This window comes from Crocinitomix catalasitica ATCC 23190 (assembly GCF_000621625.1).
Taxonomy (GTDB): domain Bacteria; phylum Bacteroidota; class Bacteroidia; order Flavobacteriales_D; family Crocinitomicaceae; genus Crocinitomix; species Crocinitomix catalasitica.
This window is the reverse complement of record NZ_KK211319.1, coordinates 47,220-65,899: the sequence shown is the minus strand read 5'-3', so window position 1 is coordinate 65,899 and position 18,680 is coordinate 47,220. Positions and strand designations below refer to the sequence as shown.

Below are 18,680 nucleotides of genomic sequence, written 5' to 3'. Positions count from 1 at the left end.
TTTATTTATTCATTAATGTTTTAGCTTGTTCAGCCCAATTATCACGTTCTGCACGTCCAGGAAAAGATCCAGTGATCGAATCAAGTAAATCATATTCAGACTTTGTCATCTTACTTACTTGTTCGAATGTAAATATTCCTATATCATTCAAAACGCCTTCTAATTTCGGCCCAACGCCGCTTACTAATTTCAAATCATCTTTTTTACTAGGATCAACTGTTCCTAATTTCTCCATTAAAGATGAAATACGGCTCTGTTTCTCTTCGTGTGAGATTTCAATTTTTTCTTCGGCAACAATGTGTACCTCTTCTGTAATTACATTCTTCTCAACATCTACAGTTACTTCTTCAACAACACTTACTACCGTTTTCTTCGGAGATACTGGTTGTTTTGGTCTCTTTGGTGCAGTATCATTTTTATAAGACTCACCAGAAGATTTTAATATCGTTTTTAACTCAGCAATTGGAAGAACTGGGAAGTATCGAGCAAAGGCTAAATAGAAAACAAAGAATAAACCAATTGTCCCGATGTAAATTCCTATATCTGTCCATGTTGGATAGAACATACTCCAAGAAGATGGTAAATAATCTTCGTGAAGAGAAGTAACAATAATTACAAATCGTTCAAACCACATCCCAATATTTACAACAATTGAAATAAAGAAAGTGAATAATAGACTTGTTCTTAATTTTTTGAACCACATTAACTGAGGAGAAACAACATTACAAGTCATCATAGCCGCATATGCCCACCAGTAAGAACCAGTTGCACGGTTAATAAATGCATAAGATTCATATTCAACACCTGAATACCATGAAATAAATAACTCAGTTAAATAAGCTACACCAACAATAGAACCAGTAACCATTATTACAATGTTCATATATTCGATATGCTTCGTATGTAAATAAGCTTCTAATTTTAATCCTTTTCTTACAATCAACATGATCGTTTGTACCATTGCGAAACCAGAGAATACCGCTCCAGCAACGAAGTAAGGAGGGAAAATAGTTGTATGCCAACCAGGTATAACCGATGTTGCGAAATCAAATGATACAATCGAGTGAACCGAGAATACCAATGGTGTTGCTAAACCTGCTAATACTAAAGAAACAATTTCAAATCTATTCCAGTGTTTTGCTCTACCAGACCAACCAAAAGAAAGAATTGAATACATTTTCTTTGAAACTGGACTTTTTGCTCTATCTCTAATTGTAGCGAAATCAGGAATTAATCCGATATACCAGAATACAAAACCAACTGATAAATAAGTTGAGATCGCAAATACATCCCAAAGTAGAGGTGAGTTAAAGTTTACCCAAAGTGAACCAAATTGATTTGGAATAGGCATTACCCAGTAACCAACCCAAAGACGTCCCATGTGTATTAAAGGGAAAAGACCTGCCATAAATACGGCAAAGATAGTCATCGCCTCAGCAGCACGGTTAATCGCCATTCTCCATTTCTGTCTGAATAGTAATAGCACGGCAGAAATTAAAGTTCCGGCGTGACCAATACCTACCCACCAAACGAAGTTAGTAATATCCCATGCCCATTGAACAGTCTTATTAAGACCCCAGGTACCAATACCTGTTCCTAATAAATATAAGATACATCCTACTCCGTATAAGCCTAATAAAAGGGCTATGCCGAATAAAACATACCAAGCTTTTGGAGCCTTACCTTCAATAGATCTACAAACGTCTTCAGTAATATCATGATACGTCTTGTGACCTAAAATTAGTGGTTCTCTTATTGCAGATTCCTTATGCATTCGTTGTTAGTTTTAGTATTATCTAAAATAAATATATTCTTAATGTGCCGCTTCTTCGTGACCATCAGCATGTCCGTGATCATCACTTCCATGTTCTTCATGACCACCGCCATGAGATGTTTGTATTGCCTCAAGAGCTTCATTATGTTCGTTTCTAACTTTTACTTTGTACCAGATATTTGGTTTTACACCAATTTCTTCTAGTGCTTGGTAAGCTCTCTTATCTCCAGAACTTTTTCTAACTGTTGATTCTGAATCGTTCCAATCTCCGAAACTAATTGCATCTGCTGGACAAGCGTCAGCACAAGCCGTAGTCACATCTCCATCTACCACTTTTCTATCAGCTTTCTTTGCAACCAATTTGCCTGATTGAATTTTTTGAACACAGAAAGAACATTTCTCCATTACCCCTCTTGTTCTAACAACAACATCAGGATTTAATACCATTCTACCTAAGTCATCCTGTGCAGGATTTACTTCAGTGAATTTTCTGTATGAAGGATAGTTGAACCAGTTGAATCGACGTACTTTGTAAGGACAGTTGTTTGCACAATATCTCGTTCCGATACATCTATTGTATGCCATCATGTTTAAACCTTCGTTCGAGTGCGTTGTAGCAGCAACTGGACAAACAGTTTCACATGGTGCGTGATTACAATGTTGACACATCATAGGCATATGTACAACTTTAGGATTAGATGCTGGCTTTTTAAGACCTGTAAATCCTTCTTCGTTGAACTTGTCTAGATCTCTAGTACCAATTGTAGGTTCTACATGTGATGCATAATAACGGTCAATTCTTAACCAGTGCATCTCTCTACCTCTTCTAACTTCATCACGACCAACTACTGGTACGTTATTTTCAGAAGTACATGCTACTACACATGATCCACAACCAACACACGAATTTAAATCGATAGTCATTGCCCAACGGTGACCAACATGCTTTACAGGATGTTCTTCCCATAAATCAAATTCTTCCGTTAATTCTTCTTTATGATCCCATCCAGAATGTAAAACATGACGATGGTTGTATGCTGAAGACTCTTCAGCTTTATAAATATCAAAAGTAGTTTCTTTTAAGATCGAATTTCTTGCCATTACAGTTGCATGTGTTTGTGTACATGCAAGAATGTAAGTTTCGTTTGTATCTTCAATAGCCGCATCAAAAATGCTGAAATCGCTATTCGTTGTTAAAGCATATGCATTTTGACCGATAACATTGGTTGATGCTTCGCCATAAATACCATTTTGTTGATAAGCTGCCTTACCAATTTTCTCTCCATTAGCTCCTCTACCATATCCAACAGCGATACCGATAGTACCAGGTGCTTGACCAGGTTGAGGGAAAACTGCTAATTTAAGCGTTACGCCATTTACAGTTACGTTTACAACATTTTGAGCACTTTCTTGCCCCATTGTTTTTGCGTAACCTCTTTCATCCATATCTTCTGGAGACATTGTTACATAATTGTCCCAAGTCACTTTTGATATTGGATCTGGTAATTCTTGTAACCAAGGATTTCCAGCTTGTGTCCCTGAACCAATTCCAGCTTTTTGATATAAAGCTAATTCCCAAGTTCCACCAACTATTTTCGATTCTGCTTTACCAGCTGCAGCAAGATCACCATTAAATACAATAGCTTCTGCTTTTACTTCGCTTATATTATCAGTACTGTTATGTACAGTTTCTGACCAGTAAGATTCAAAATCAAGGTGTTTAGTTTGCATTGGGAAACCCCATTGCTTCCAAATTCCTCTTATATAATTGTAATAATTTTTACTTTCTTTACCAACATGCTCTGCTTTACCAGCCCAGATCAATAAAGATTCTGCCGCCGGACGCGTATCGTGTAATGGTCTAATTGTCGGTTGCGCTAAGGCATACTCTTCGCCTTTTGGATTGAAATCATTCCAAGCTTCTAAAGCATGACTTGCAGGACAGATAAATTTACATAAACTTGCTGTCTCATCAGCATAAGCAGACATAGACACAGAAAGACCAACTTTCGATAAACCTGTTTTGAATGCCTCAGCATTTGACAAGGTATAAACTGGGTTCGTGTTCCACATTAAAATGGCACCAACTTTACCTGCGTTCATATCTTTGACTAAAGCTGACATTTTATCATCTTCAGATTGGTACAAATTGATTGGATTATTCAACTTAATTGTACCGTTATAATTATTCAATGCGCTGTTAATTGCATTGACAATAGTTTGAATTGACTTTCTGTTTGAACCAGCAACTACGATTGATTCTCCTTTAGTTCCTTTTAATTCGTTTGCAGCTTCTTTAATATTAGCAACAACGTCTTCACTTAATGAAGAAAAATCAATTCCACTTACAGATTTCCCAGTAATTTCTCTATATAATAGAGCAACGACCTTACTTTCTTCAGAAGGTTTGATCATTGATCGGATATCCGCATTTGCTCCTGTTAAAGACATATTCGTCTCGAATTGGAAATGACGTGACATCCATTCTTTATCTGGATTTCTTGTAGATAAATAATCTCCTAAAAATTGTGTAGGTAAAACCCAAGAATTAAAGAAATCAGCGCCAATACTTACTACAGTTTTAGCTTTAGAAAAATCATAATCTGGAATTACTCGTTTTCCGAATGACTCAAGATTTGCCTCTCTAATACCATTGTATGAAATAGCATCATACTGAACGTGTTCAATATTTGAATTTGAACTTGCAGGAATTACTGCTTCTACAGCTGCTACAACATCGCCTTCAGCTACAGCCTCAGCAGCTGCCACAATAGGTTTTGGACTTGTTCCGTTTAATTCGTTTTTAAGATCTTCTATTATAGTTAAAGTAGAAGGACTAATTTCAGTGCCAGAAAGTAGAACTACCTTCTTACCACTATCAGTCACCGACTTTAATTGTTTCTTTATTGTTTCATCGATTGTATTCCAATCAGCAACTTCACCATTTACAGTTGGCTGTTGAAGTCTTTCACCATCGTACAATGATAACACCGACCCAACAATACGCGGATTAGATCCACCTTTAGTAATACCAAAATCACGGTTACCTTTAATATGGATAGGTCGACCTTCTCTTGTTTTTACTAAAATATTTGCATAAGTATCACCATCGTAATAAGTTGAAGCATACCAATTTGGCATACCTGGCGTTATCTCTTCAGGTTTTACTGCATAAGGAACTGCTTTAACAACAGGCGATTCACAAGCTGCAATAGTTGCCGCTGCTACACTAAATCCTAAAAATTTCAAAAAATCTCTTCTTCCTGTAGATGATTCCTTTAGCTTGTCGTCTGCTAAAAATTGGTCAACACTAAGTTCTTGTGGAAATTCATTTGCCGCTGTTGCTTTAAACTCCGGCGTTTGATTCAACTCCTCAAGACCTTTCCAATATTTTCTATTTGTTCCCATATCTGTATATAAGCCTCTTTAATCCTGTATTAATAGTGACATTTTGCACATTCCAAACCACCTAATTCTGCCACTGATACTTTGTCGTCTTCTAAATATTTCTGATACGTTTTCTTGTCTTTCAACAAACGTTCATGAATTACATTATAATAACTACCATCAGGTGCATTTGCAATATCAATATTTGACTCTTTATGACATTCAATACACCATCCCATTGTTAAGGTTGGCTTAGTAAATTTAACATCATTTTCATCGTAATCCGTATCAGTTACACCAACATTATTTAAATCTTCAGTAGACATCACTTTTGCCACTGTTTGTTTTTTCATATTACCGTGACATTGCTTACAATCAATTCCACCTGCAACTACGTGTTGTTGATGACTGAAATAAACGTGATCTGGTAAATTGTGAACTTTAACCCATTCGATAGGTTCAGTTTCACCTGTATAAGAACTAGTTGCTACATCATAACCAGCAGCCTTGTGAATTTTCGCTATTTCTTCCGTTCCAGTTGTTGAACCTTCAGTAACTGTTTTATGACAATTCATACATACATTCACTGAAGGAATGGTAGCATGTTTTGATTTAGTAACTGAGTTGTGACAGTATTTACAATCAATACCTAATTTGCCTGCGTGTAATTCGTGAGAATAAGAAATTGGCTGTACTGGTTTGTAGTTTTCATACACACCTAAATCTAACCATTTCACCATACCCATTGCAAGTAAACCAATTATTGCTATAAAAACAGTAACACCAAACCAGCCTCTATTTCTCCAAGCCCATGATTTTGCTGATTCCCCCATTGTAAGGTCTTGAGCCGGAGCATCACCTGCTTCTTTTCTAGCAATCGCTAATAAGTTTCCTTTAATTCCACCTACAACAGCAATCAAAGTCACCAATAAACCAGCGAATAACCACCAGTATAATGAACTTGATTCGTCTGTATTAGCAGTTACAAGACCAGTATCAGTTGGAGTCTCAGCTACAGGAGGCGTATAACCATCAATATAAGCCATAACATCATCAATCTGCTCGTTTGTTAAAGCCTGCGGCGTCATTACTGATCCCCACTTAGCAAACAAACCAGAAGCATATGAATCACCACTAGCAATTACTGCTGATGAATTTTTCACCCATGCATAGAAGTTTTCTTCTGATGAGTTTTCAATCCAACGTTCTCTCGCTCCTTTCAAAGCGGGTCCAGTCATGTCCTTGTCAGGAAAGTGACAAGAAGCACAAAAGCCACTGAATATTTTTTTCCCTTTTTCTGCATCCCCAGTTTGGGCATGAAGATTGGAAGAGAATGATACAAATACTATAAGCACTAATGCTGATAGCTTGATTTTACTAGAGATGAACAAATTTTTTAGTTTCATTTGCAAAATTTTATTCTTTTTTTGCTCGGTATATGTTACACGCAATTGCTGACAAAATTAGTAGAATGTCTGTTTATCCATAGTGTTTGGCGATAATTTTCAAGTTGGTACAGCTAATTTAAAACCATTCTAAATAATGAAACATTCGTTAATGCTTATAAAACAATTATATCTCGTAAAAAAGGTTAAAAATTAAAAGCAATTAAAGTTTGCAAACTAATCGTTATAAAGTATTTTTTTACCTTTGTTTTCAAATCATAAAATATATGTTCATTAAATTAATTCCAACATCATTACTTTTTGTAAGTACGATGGCTTACGGCCAAAATGATTGGCTTAAATTCCCAAATAGTAATGCTGATAGTGCAAAAGTTACCGTGAAGGAACTTAATTATAATGCGCCTGATGGAAAGGTAATTGTTGAAAAAGATGCAAGGCTTGATAAATTAGATGAATTTGTTAGAGCAGGCGATGGAACAATTCAAGGAGTAAAAATAGATGGTTATAGAATTCTGATATTCTTTGATCAATCCAAAACTGCAGCTGAGCAGAAAAAGGCGGTTTTTTTAAGTCAAAATAGTGGGGAGAAAGCCTATATGGATTATTCGGCTCCAAATTACAGAGTGCGCGTTGGAAATTTCAGAACTAAATTAGAAGCAGAAGCTTTAAAAGCAGAATTGATGGGTACTTTTCCAACTGCTATTGTTGTAGAAGATAAGATTCAATTACCAACTATACCAGAATAGGAATAACAACTTTATTTGATCACGACAACTTATGTGAGTTTGATTAAATCTGAATACTAGACATAAAAAAAACCAGCTCAATTATTGAGCTGGTTTTTTTTATGTCTTACTATGTTGTTATTAAAGTTTTGCTTCAACTTCCACTTCGTGGTATGCTTCAACTAAATCACCTACTTTAATATCGTTGAATTTATCAATATTCAAACCACATTCGTAATTTACTTTTACTTCTTTAACATCATCTTTGAATCGCTTCAATGAACCAAGTCCACCAGTGTAGATTACAATACCATCTCTAATAACTCTAACATCAGAATTTCTCATGATTTTACCTTCCGTTACAAAACAACCGGCAATTGTACCCACTTTAGAAATTCTGAATGTTTCTCTGATTTCTGCAATACCTAGAATCTCTTCTTTAAATTCTGGCGCTAGCATTCCTTTCATCGCTTCTTGAATTTCTTCAATCGCTTTATAGATGACAGAATATAGTCTTACATCGATTCCTTCTTTCTCAGCTAGTTTTCTAGCAATAGCAGAAGGTCTCACTTGGAATCCTATAATAATAGCTTGCGAAGCGGAAGCCAATGTAATATCAGCCTCAGAAATTTGTCCTACACCTTTATGAATGATATTCACTTGGATTTTTTCAGTTGACAATTTCAATAATGAATCAGACACAGCCTCAACCGAACCATCAACATCACCTTTCACAATAATATTTAATTCTTGGAAATCTCCAATTGCGATACGACGACCGATTTCGTCCAAAGTCATTATTTTCTGAGTACGTAATCCTTGTTCTCTGTGCAACTGCTCACGTTTGGAAGCGATTTGTTTCACTTCACGTTCGTCAGCTAAACAATGGAATTGATCACCTGCACTTGGTGCACCATTGAATCCTAAGATTGAAACTGGTGTTGAAGGACCTGCTTCTTCAACAGATTGTCCTTTATCATTATGCATCGCTTTCACTTTACCATAATGTTGACCAGCAATAATCGGATCACCAACACGCATTGTTCCAGACGAAACCAATACTGTAGTCACATAACCACGACCTTTATCAAGCAATGATTCTACGACTGTACCATTTGCACGCTTATTAGGATTCGCTTTTAATTCTAATATTTCTGCTTCAAGCAATACTTTCTCAAGTAACTCTTCAATATTTTGACCTTTCTTCGCTGAAATTTCTTGAGATTGGTATTTACCACCCCATTCTTCAACTAAGATATTCATTTGAGAAAGTTGCTCTTTTATCTTATCAGGATTTGCACCTGGTTTATCAATTTTATTAATTGCAAAAACAATTGGTACACCAGCAGCTTGCGCGTGAGATATTGCCTCTTTAGTTTGAGGCATCACATCATCATCTGCCGCAACTATAATAATTGCAATATCCGTTACTTGCGCACCACGAGCACGCATCGCTGTAAAGGCTTCGTGACCTGGAGTATCTAAGAAAGTAACTCTCTTACCACCTTTAGTCTCTACAGAATAAGCACCAATATGCTGTGTAATTCCTCCGGCCTCACCGTCAGTTACATTTGCTTGTCGAATATGATCCAATAAAGAAGTTTTACCGTGATCGACATGCCCCATAACAGTTACGATTGGTGGACGATCAGATAAATCTTCAGGTTTATCTTCTTCAACTACAATAGACTCTTGTACTTCAGCACTAATAAATTCAGTTTCAAAAGAGAATTCATCTGCAACCAATTGAATCGTTTCACGATCCAGTCTTTGATTTATTGAAGCGAATATACCTAATGACATACATGCACCAATAACCTCAGTTGGACTGACGTTCATCATTGTTGCCAATTCAGACACTGAAACGAATTCAGTAATCTTCAATATACTTTTTGCTAATTCTTCTTGTTCTAATTCCTCAGCTCTTTTATCAGCACCTAACTGACGTTTCTCTCTTCTAAATTTAGACCCTTTACTCTTTCCACCACCTTGTAAACGTGCTAGTGTATCCTTAATTTCTTTTTGGATTTCCTTATCAGTAACGACAGGTTTTTCCTTTTTCTTAAACTTGCTATTTTTATTTCTATTTGCAGCAGGCGAAGCAGATCTTTGCGTTGTTGACGGAGCTTGTTTTTCAGGATTAACCTTTTTAATTCGCTTCCTTTTCTTTCTCGAATTTGCTTTCTCTCTCTCAACAGGTAAAACAATTTTACCAACTACTCTCGGTCCTGTTAACTTTTCAGAAGTTGCTTTAATAGTCTCAATTGGTGCATTCGGTTCTTTAACCGGTTTAGCTGCAGGCTCCTCCTCTTTTTTCGGTTCAGGTTTCACCTCCTTTTTAGGCTCTTCCTTCTTCGGTTCTGGAGTTGGTGCTGGTTTAGCTTTTGGCTTTTCAGCAACTACTTTTTTCTTTTTATCTGGTCTAGTTTTTTGATTTATTGCATCTAAATCAATACGTCCGAGAACGGCTAAGCCGCTTTTGTTATCCGATTCGTCCTTTTCAATGATAGGCTTTTTGTCGATTACAGCGGCAGGCTTTTCTTCTTCGACAGGAGCTTCTTCTTTCGGCTTCTCTTCAGTTTTTGTAGGCTCTTCGGCTACAGGCTTTTCGACAACAGGCTCAGGTATAGGCGTTTCCTTTACTGCTTCTACTTTTTTAGGAGTTTCTTCAACAATTTCGTCCACATCGTCGTCGTCGTCATCATCGTCATCGTCTGAATCTTCGTCACTTGCCCCCTCTTTCTTAATATCCTTAAGTGAGATAGATTCACGTTTTTCACGCACAATCCCAGCACCTTCAGAAATTTGTTTCGCTTCCTTGTCGTCCGCGAACTCTCCTTCTAAAACACTCAAAATCTCGCCTTCGATTTTGGTATTCGGTTTAGAATCAATATCGATTCCTTTGGTTTTCAAAAAATCAACAATAGTACTAATACTAATGTTAAACTCTTTTGCCACCTTATTCAACCTTTTTGCCTTACCTGCCATTCTTATTTTTTACTTTAATGCCTCAAATGTAAAGAAATACTTTACTTATTTTTATTAATCAACTTTAATTTAATAAAATCTTATTCGAACTCTGCTCTAAGTACACGTAATATGTCTTCGATTGTTTCAAGTTCTAAATCGGTTCTTTTTGTCAGTTGTTCTACATCCAATTCAAGTACTGATTTTGCTGAATCAAGGCCAATTGATTTCAATTGTTTAATTACCCATCCTTCAATTTCATCAGAAAACTCTTCTAAATCCACATCTTCAATATCCTCAGCTCCTTCACGGTATACGTCAATTTCGTAACCACTTAATTTACCTGCTAATTTAATATTGTGACCACCTTTACCAATTGCTAATGACACCTGGTCAGTTTTTAAATAAACCTCAGCTCTATGATTCACCTCATCCAATTCGATTGAAGTTATTTTTGCTGGAGATAATGCACGTTGAATAAATAATTTTTCATTCGTTGTATAATTAATTACATCGATGTTTTCATTTTTCAACTCTCTCACTATTCCATGAATTCTTGCACCTTTCATACCAACACAAGCTCCAACTGGATCAATTCTATCATCGTAAGATTCAACTGCTACTTTTGCCCTCTCTCCTGGCTCTCTTACAATTTTCTTAATGGTAATTAAACCATCAAATACTTCTGGTACTTCTAATTCGAATAAACGCTCAAGGAATTCAGTTGCTGTACGTGAAAGTACAATTACTGGGCTATTGTTTCTTAAATCAACTCTTGCAACTACTGCACGAACAGATTCACCTTTTTTGAAATAATCAGATGGAATTTGTTCTTGTTTAGGTAAAATTAACTCGTTCCCTTCATCATCAAGGACAAGTATTTCTCTTTTCCAAACCTGATAAACTTCACCAGTAATGATTTCTCCAATACGCTCTTTATATTTTTTATAGATATGATCTTTCTCTAACTCAAGAATTCTAGAAATTAGATTTTGTCTTAATGAAAGTACGTTTCTTCTTCCAAAATCATCTAATTTCACTTCTTCTGCAACCTCTTCCCCAACTTCAAAATCAGGCTCAATTTTAATCGCGTCTGATAATGCAATTTCAATATTTACATCTTCAACCTCACCATCTGGAACAATCTCTCTATTAATCCAAATTTCCACATCACCTTTATCTGGATTGATAATCACATCAATATGCTCATCATTTCCATACTTCTTTTTAAGCATAGATCTGAAAACATCTTGTAAAATGTTCATCATCGTCTCTCTATCGATGTTCTTAAATTCCTTAAACTCTGAAAAGGATTCTATTAATTCCAACGCATTCATTCTGTATATATTTAGTTTTTTAATCAATTAAAAGAACTGCATTAGCCATAACCAGTTCAATTAATCTTTTTTAAAATGAAATAATCAATTTTGTTTCTTTTATATCTTCAAACTTTAATTCTAATTGCTTAATCTCAAGCACTTTTTTCTTTTTCCCTTCCAATCGAACCTTTTCTTGGGTCTCAACTGTAATTCCTTCTTCACTAAAGTCCTTTAATTCGCCTTCAATACTCTTCCCATGCTCTTTCAAAAACACTTGAACATTGCGACCAATATTTTTTTCGAATTGCTTTAAAACACGCAAAGGTTTGTCAAGTCCCGCAGAAGTTACCTCAAGTGAAAAATCTTCCTCCTCACGATCTAAATTATGTTCAATATTTCGACTTACTGCAATGCAATCTTGGATTGAAACAGATCCCCCCATTTTATCCAATTCAACAAGAATTAAACTATCCTTATTTATTTGTAAATCAACAATAAACAACGTCGGATCATGATCCGCAATGCGCTCATTAGCCAATTCTAATATTTGTTCTTTATCAATCATTTTAAGTACGCAAAGAGGGGACAACGTGTCCCCTCTTTTTTTATTATAATATCAATTATGGCGCAAATATAGCTATTTTCTTACAATTATGCAATCATTATTGAAAACTTCTTTAATTAATAAATTCTTCTATTAGAAGACGTTTCGACAAAAAAATATTACTCAGCAACTTTATTATAGAGCATTATTTTACTTGGTGAAGCATCATTCATGATACTTATTATTTGAAATTCTAAATGATAATTCCCGTCAGAAACAGTATTCGGCACATAAATGAGTTCCGTAATTGTTTTTGTTAAAGACGGATTTGTTGGATAATTCCAAAAAATACGATGTGCATTTAATTCGCCACCATCTACCTCCCTGTCAACAGAAGGTAAATCAACTAATAAATGCTTAATACCACTATCAACTATATATTGCATTGCACAAGCTGTAAAGTATGGAGGATTAGTATTTGAATATTGATGGGTTTTCTTTTCGGTTGAATTGGTTAAAGTTCGTATCACAAGCGCATCCACATGACTGATGTCAAGTTCACATTCTAATATACTGGCCTTGTCAATGACTAAATCATCTTCCTGATACTGTTCATTAAATACTTTTTTTGGCTGAACAGTAATCACATGTGCGTCAAAATGAAACTGTTTAAGCACATCGTTGATTGAATAAAATTCTTTTGATATATGTCCAACACACTCTGTATGCGTGCCATTACCGTGTGGATTCAGCATTACATTATTAAAATTGACTGCACCTCCTTGTTTTACAGCCCCAATAAATCCCTCACCAACCACAGGTTCTATTTTAACAGGATCACAATACCAAGCATTTACATTATTAGGACCTTCCACCAATGGAATTGATATGTCAATTCCGTTAGCTGTATCGATAAAAGTATTTTTGTCTAACCACAATTTCATTCGACTAAAGATAAATTTAAATTCTCAAAAGAGAAATAAATTATAGCTTCATATCAATATTACCCCCTTTCTATTGCGTATGATTTCTACAAATTAGATAACTTTATTTTTTTTTAGTACATTATGGCAAAGTATAAACTAATTTTAGAAGACGACTTCACGTTTGAATTGATAGGAATCTGCTCTAGCAATGCAGATTATCAACTTTGTTGGGGAATAAATAAAACATTAGGCATTCAGTTAAGTAAAATTGAAGATCTTAATCTTTTGGTAAAAAAAATTGGGGAACAAGAATTTTCCATGTATGAATATTTTGACGAAACGGAACATATCACTTATCAATTGGTCAAAAACACCTCTAATCAATTTAATCATTTGATTCCAGAAAAAGACCAAATTGATTATTTCCTTCTGATAAAAAACAATTATACGTTAGAAATTAATAATATCTTAACTTCGCTAAAAGAGTTAGATAGTATCTTAACCGCATTTATATTTGATCCAGAAGAATTAAAATCAAAATCGAATTTAATTTTTTAACTCAAAGACATAAGCCTTTAAGACAATATAGATAAAAACACAATGAAAAAGACAAAAATAGTCGCCACTATGGGGCCGGCATCGACAAGTTCGATAGAAATTTTAAAGCAAATGATTATTGAAGGTGTAAATGTATGCCGACTAAACTTCTCACATGGCAGCCATGAAGACCATAAGAGAACAATAGAAATGATTCGTGAAATTAACAAAGAAAGCGAATATGATGTTTCTATTCTTGCAGATTTGCAAGGACCTAAGATTAGAATTGGTGAGGTTGAAAATAATGGGATTGAACTAGTAGATGGTGAGAATTTAACGATTACCACGAATGAATGTATTGGCACCAAGGACAAAGTTTATTTAACATACCAAGAATTTCCACTAGATGTTTCTGTTGGAGATAAAGTATTAATGGATGATGGGAAGTTGCAATTAGAAGTTACGGCAACAAATAGAAAAGATAAAGTTGAGACAAGAATTGTTCACGGTGGAATTCTAAGTTCTAAAAAAGGAGTGAATTTACCGAACACAAAAATATCATTGCCATGTATCACCCCTAAAGATAGCGCTGATTTGGCTTTTGCACTTGCGAATCAAGTTGATTGGGTTGGACTGTCTTTTGTTCGTTCCGCTAGAGATATTATTGAATTGAAACATATCATTAGAAATGCACAAAGTCATGCTAAGGTGGTTGCAAAAATTGAAAAACCGGAAGCGATTGATGATATTGAAGACATTATTATTGCAACTGACGCTATAATGGTTGCTCGTGGAGACTTAGGTGTAGAGGTTCCAATGGAAACGGTTCCTAATCTTCAGAAAATGATGATTAAGATTTGTAGAAAATTTGCTAAACCAATCATTGTTGCAACGCAAATGATGGAAAGTATGATTACTAATTTCACCCCCACAAGAGCTGAAGTGAATGATGTGGCAAATGCTGTTTTAGATGGAACGGATGCTGTAATGTTATCTGGCGAAACTTCTGTTGGCAAGTATCCAATTGAAGTGATTAGAGCAATGACTAAAATTGTGAATGAGGTTGAAAAAAATGACGAGATTTATCACAAGGAAGAATTGCCAGAGAAAAATCAAGATAGATTTATAACTGACTCTGTCTGTTTTAACGCTACTAGACTTGCGCAACGCGTAGAAGCTAAAGGAATCATTACAATGACTTTTTCTGGATATACGGCTTATAAAATATCTTCGCAACGTCCAAAATGTTCGACTTTTGTTTTCACGGAGAACAGACAATTATTAACTCAATTGAACCTTCTTTGGGGTGTGCAAGCATTCTACTATGATAAAATGGTAAGTACTGACCATACGATTAGTGATAGCAAATACATTTTGAAGAAAAAAGGTTTATTAAAAGAAGGAGAATTGGTTATTAATATTGCCTCTGTTCCAATTGAAGATAAAGGTAAATCGAATATGGTGAAATTAAGTTATGTTTAATTAGACTTAAAAATGTCCTGCTAATACAACGGCATTTTTGTACACTTTTCTCCATCCATTTTGATCTCTTACTGTGGTATAAACGATATAGGTGCCTATACTGGCTTTAAAACCTTCATCGTTTATTCCATCCCAAGTGAATAGCGCTTCATAACCCATGAAGAAATTGTCTTCTAGTTCCTTTATCATTCTGCCTTGATTGTCATAAATTTCAATATCGATAATTAGGTCTGCTTTGATGAAATTTAACGCAATAGTCAATACATCGTTATAGCCATCATTGTCCGGAGAAAACAATTGAGGTTCGATCGTTATATCTCCTAATTCTTTTGTTTGTTGGTATTGAGAATTCCTATATCCAGGGGTTCCCCAATCTACAAACTCAGAAGCTGTATGCCAATTATCTCTATTGTTTTGGGAATCATCATAAATAATTCGCTCGAGTGATTTTCCATCAAAATCATCTAACAGTGAGAATTGCATTTTCTCAGAATAATTTAAAAAGTCTAAAATTAGATCGTCTTCGTACATCAGATATACGGTGCCTGAATCATTCGGAAAAGAAGGTAAATCTCCTTGAATAAAACTTGCGGAATTGTATATACTGTAATTCTTAACTATGCTACTTGTATCTTCAGAAACGACAATGAAATTTTGAGGCAAAAACAATGTACGCTGATTTACAATTTGTTTTGCATTGGCAATGCCTTCATCCCAATTGCCAATAAAGATTTCACTTAAGTCGATTAACTTATCAGAATTATTGTAAATTTCAATATAATCTGAAGCACCTGTTATAGGATTAAATAGTACTTCATTTAGAATTAAATCATTTGCAATTGGTTGAGAAGGTAAGCCAATTTTAGAAGTAATCAATTTATCATTCCCCCAACAATCATTTGCGTTTGTAATTGTTAAATTATACAGTTGATTAGCTGCAAGCATTGTCGTTTTTAATTCAATTATACTAGAATTGATATAGCGCCATTCTAACGCTAAGTCTCCTGGGTTAATTGAAAAGTCAACTGAAACAAATGTATCTAATGGCTCCGTAAAAATTAGTAAAAAGGAACTGTCATTAATCACCAAAAGATTCTTTAAATCTGGTGACGTAATATCAGCTTCTTCGGTCCAAACAGAATTAATATGACCAGGCGTACCGCCATTCATATCAATAGAAGCCGACCAATTCTCTGAATTTGAACATTTATCAATAATATTTTTTCGTTCCAACGTCCAACCGCCATTTATCTTATCCTCATTTTGATACCATTGCACAGTGTAAACCAAATGATCAACAACCGTTGCCTCATTATTTTTAAGTACCAATGAATCTTTTAAATTGTTTAAGTTGGGGAAACTAGCAAGTCCTAGTTTATTCTCTATATCAAAAAGCGCAAGATCATCTGTTGAACATATTAAAACATATTGATCTGGCAAGAGTAAATATTCGGACAATGATGTATTTGATAAATTATCAGAGAGAATCCACCCATTCAAATCAATCACCTTTTCAGATCGGTTATACAACTCTATAAATTCGACTTCAGGTAAACCTATGGTCGGCATTGGATCAGGAAATAGTTCAGTAAAAATGATATCGTACGCTTCACCAGTATCAATCTCAATATACTCGAATGGTATTGTCGTAGTTACTATGCTGTTTTCTGCTAAGTCCGTAACATCATTTATTGTGAGATTATAAGTCTCTAAATTAGAAAAAACAGCGTCAAATATTAATGATACATGCGAAGGATCAAGAACGTTTAAAACTGCACTAGTCGGATTTCCAATTCCGCCATCAATAATATAATTCAAGCTATTTTCAACACTTAATTCATTCATGGATTCATTGAAAAACAAATCAATTTGATTGTTGGCTACAACTTCGATTGAATTTAATAATGGTGCTGTTCCATCAACATAAGGTGAACCCAAGTCATCGAACATAAATTTATCAGAACGCGTAGCTGTATATTTCGCGTAAACACCAAAATATTCTGTGGTTAAATGCGTATTCTCGAACACCGTTCCTTCGCTTATAAAATCATGTCCTCCTAAATTATCACGGAACAGCTCCCAATTCCCAACGGCATCTCTAGTAACTTGGATGCGAACCTTCACAACATCTGTATTTACTGCATCATCAGCACCGTCAATGATTTTTGTAACTGTTAGACCAGTCTGTTGGTAGAGTGAAATCTCATCGTCCGTATTCCCGATTTGGACGAAATAACCATTCAAAGCAGAATTGAGATTAGTATTATCCGACACTAAATACACGCGTGCAAGATTAGAAGATGAAGGATTAAAATCTAGTTGTAAAAAAAAGTCCCAAACAACATCATCAATTAATGTACTGCTCACTGTCAAATAAGCAATATCGGCCTCAGTTGGTGCATTCAATTGTAAAACAGCGTCTTCATTTATTTCAAATTTCGATTCTTCTCCAATCCATTCTGGAGCAGTATCAAAATCACCATCAGAAAAGTCATCCGAGAATTGAGCGTTGGTTAGGTAACTAACAAAAAGAAATACTGCTGTTAAATAAAATTTCATTTGAAAAAGCTTCGGGCTATTTAAATATAGTAATTTTGAAGCGTTTAAAAAATATTAATGATGAAAATTGCAATTGTTGGAGCAACTGGAATGGTTGGGAGTGAAATTTTAGAGGTTTTAAAATCTTATAATTTACCGGTAGACGAATATTTATTTGTCGCATCGGAAAAATCTATTGGAAAAGAAATTTTCTATAAGGACATCGCTTATAAGTTGATAGGTTTAGCTGATGCAGTAGCTGCTCGACCTGATATTGCCATATTTTCTGCAGGTGGTGAAACATCATTGGCTTGGGCGCCTAAATTTGCGGAAGTTGGAACGACTGTAATTGACAATTCAAGTGCTTTTAGAATGATGGAAGGGCATAAATTAATTGTTCCTGAAATTAATGCTGAATTGATTACAAGTGAAGATAAAATTATTGCCAATCCTAATTGCTCGACGATTCAATTGGTAATGGTATTGGCTCCTTTGCACAAAAAATATGGTGTAAAAAGAGTCATTGTCTCTACCTATCAATCTATTTCTGGTTCAGGTATCAAAGCCGTACGTCAATTAGAAAATGAAAAAAACGGTATTGCAGGAGAAATGGCGTATCCTTATCCTATTAATGAGAACTGTTTGCCACATTGCGATTCGTTTCTAGAGAATGGGTATACCAAAGAGGAAATGAAGTTGACGAATGAAACCAAAAAAATTCTTGATCCTTCAATTAGCGTTACCGCTACTGCTGTTCGTGTGCCAGTTTCTGGAGGACATTCTGAAGCTGTCAATATCGAATTTGATTCGGAATTTGATTTGGCAGATATTCGAAAAATGTTGAGCGCTACGGAGGGCATCACATTAAAAGATGATCCGACAACCAATACCTATCCGATGCCTATTTATGCAAAAGGCAAAAATGATGTATTTGTAGGTCGTATTCGAAAAGACGAAAGTCAAAAGAATACGTTGAACTTATGGATTGTTGCTGATAATTTACGAAAAGGCGCTGCGACGAATGCGGTTCAAATCGCTAAGTATATCATTGATAAAAAAATATATTAACCTAATC

12 protein-coding genes are annotated in these 18,680 nt (G+C 35.1%); 4 read left to right on the top strand and 8 right to left on the bottom strand.

Features of this window, described 5'->3' with window-relative positions:
* Position 1: 1 nt before the first annotated feature.
* The 3 genes from nrfD to T367_RS0120290 are packed head-to-tail and all read right to left on the bottom strand — an operon-like array spanning position 2 to position 6,567.
* Positions 2–1,774 carry an NrfD/PsrC family molybdoenzyme membrane anchor subunit gene (gene nrfD / locus T367_RS23385; protein ID WP_084274507.1) on the bottom strand — a complete coding sequence of 591 codons (1,773 nt, stop codon included), beginning with the start codon at positions 1,772–1,774 and terminating at the stop codon, positions 2–4.
* Positions 1,775–1,813: 39 nt separating this feature from the next.
* Positions 1,814–5,182, bottom strand: coding sequence for a TAT-variant-translocated molybdopterin oxidoreductase (locus tag T367_RS23380; RefSeq protein ID WP_051568710.1), 3,369 nt, complete (start codon positions 5,180–5,182; stop codon positions 1,814–1,816).
* Between the two features lie 29 nt (positions 5,183–5,211).
* On the bottom strand, positions 5,212–6,567 hold the full coding sequence (locus T367_RS0120290) for a c-type cytochrome (RefSeq protein WP_157454337.1): 1,356 nt from the start codon (positions 6,565–6,567) through the stop codon (positions 5,212–5,214).
* Positions 6,568–6,833: 266 nt separating this feature from the next.
* On the opposite strand from T367_RS0120290, the gene T367_RS24380 reads away from it, so the two are divergent.
* Entirely contained in the window at positions 6,834–7,313 is a 480-nt protein-coding gene (locus T367_RS24380) for an SPOR domain-containing protein (RefSeq protein ID WP_051568709.1), read from the top strand.
* A 120-nt stretch (positions 7,314–7,433) separates the two neighbouring features.
* On the opposite strand, the gene infB is transcribed toward T367_RS24380, so the two are convergent.
* The 4 genes from infB to T367_RS0120265 all read right to left on the bottom strand — a co-directional run bounded on the left by infB (position 7,434) and on the right by T367_RS0120265 (position 13,066).
* A complete protein-coding gene (gene infB, locus T367_RS0120280; RefSeq protein WP_027421461.1) occupies positions 7,434–10,280 on the bottom strand; it encodes a translation initiation factor IF-2 in 2,847 nt (948 codons plus the stop codon).
* Positions 10,281–10,360: 80 nt separating this feature from the next.
* Positions 10,361–11,596 (bottom strand): transcription termination factor NusA, encoded by a 1,236-nt coding sequence (nusA, locus tag T367_RS0120275; RefSeq protein WP_027421460.1) that lies wholly within the window; start codon positions 11,594–11,596, stop codon positions 10,361–10,363.
* A 70-nt stretch (positions 11,597–11,666) separates the two neighbouring features.
* The gene (gene rimP, locus T367_RS0120270) at positions 11,667–12,143 is read right to left on the bottom strand and encodes a ribosome assembly cofactor RimP (protein WP_027421459.1); all 477 of its coding nucleotides are present in this window, start codon (positions 12,141–12,143) and stop codon (positions 11,667–11,669) included.
* A 158-nt stretch (positions 12,144–12,301) separates the two neighbouring features.
* Positions 12,302–13,066 (bottom strand): cyclase family protein, encoded by a 765-nt coding sequence (locus T367_RS0120265; RefSeq protein ID WP_035846876.1) that lies wholly within the window; start codon positions 13,064–13,066, stop codon positions 12,302–12,304.
* 123 nt (positions 13,067–13,189) lie between these two features.
* Here T367_RS0120265 and T367_RS0120260 point away from each other — a divergent pair, with 123 nt between their 5' ends.
* Complete coding sequence (locus T367_RS0120260) at positions 13,190–13,606, top strand: IPExxxVDY family protein (RefSeq protein WP_027421457.1); 417 nt, start codon at positions 13,190–13,192, stop codon at positions 13,604–13,606.
* Between the two features lie 42 nt (positions 13,607–13,648).
* A complete protein-coding gene (gene pyk / locus T367_RS0120255) occupies positions 13,649–15,067 on the top strand; it encodes a pyruvate kinase (protein ID WP_027421456.1) in 1,419 nt (472 codons plus the stop codon).
* 6 nt (positions 15,068–15,073) lie between these two features.
* Here the strand turns inward: pyk and T367_RS0120250 are convergent, their stop codons facing one another.
* The gene (locus T367_RS0120250; RefSeq protein WP_027421455.1) at positions 15,074–17,626 is read right to left on the bottom strand and encodes a lamin tail domain-containing protein; all 2,553 of its coding nucleotides are present in this window, start codon (positions 17,624–17,626) and stop codon (positions 15,074–15,076) included.
* 60 nt (positions 17,627–17,686) lie between these two features.
* On the opposite strand from T367_RS0120250, the gene T367_RS0120245 reads away from it, so the two are divergent.
* Complete coding sequence (locus T367_RS0120245; RefSeq protein WP_027421454.1) at positions 17,687–18,673, top strand: aspartate-semialdehyde dehydrogenase; 987 nt, start codon at positions 17,687–17,689, stop codon at positions 18,671–18,673.
* Positions 18,674–18,680: the final 7 nt, after the last annotated feature.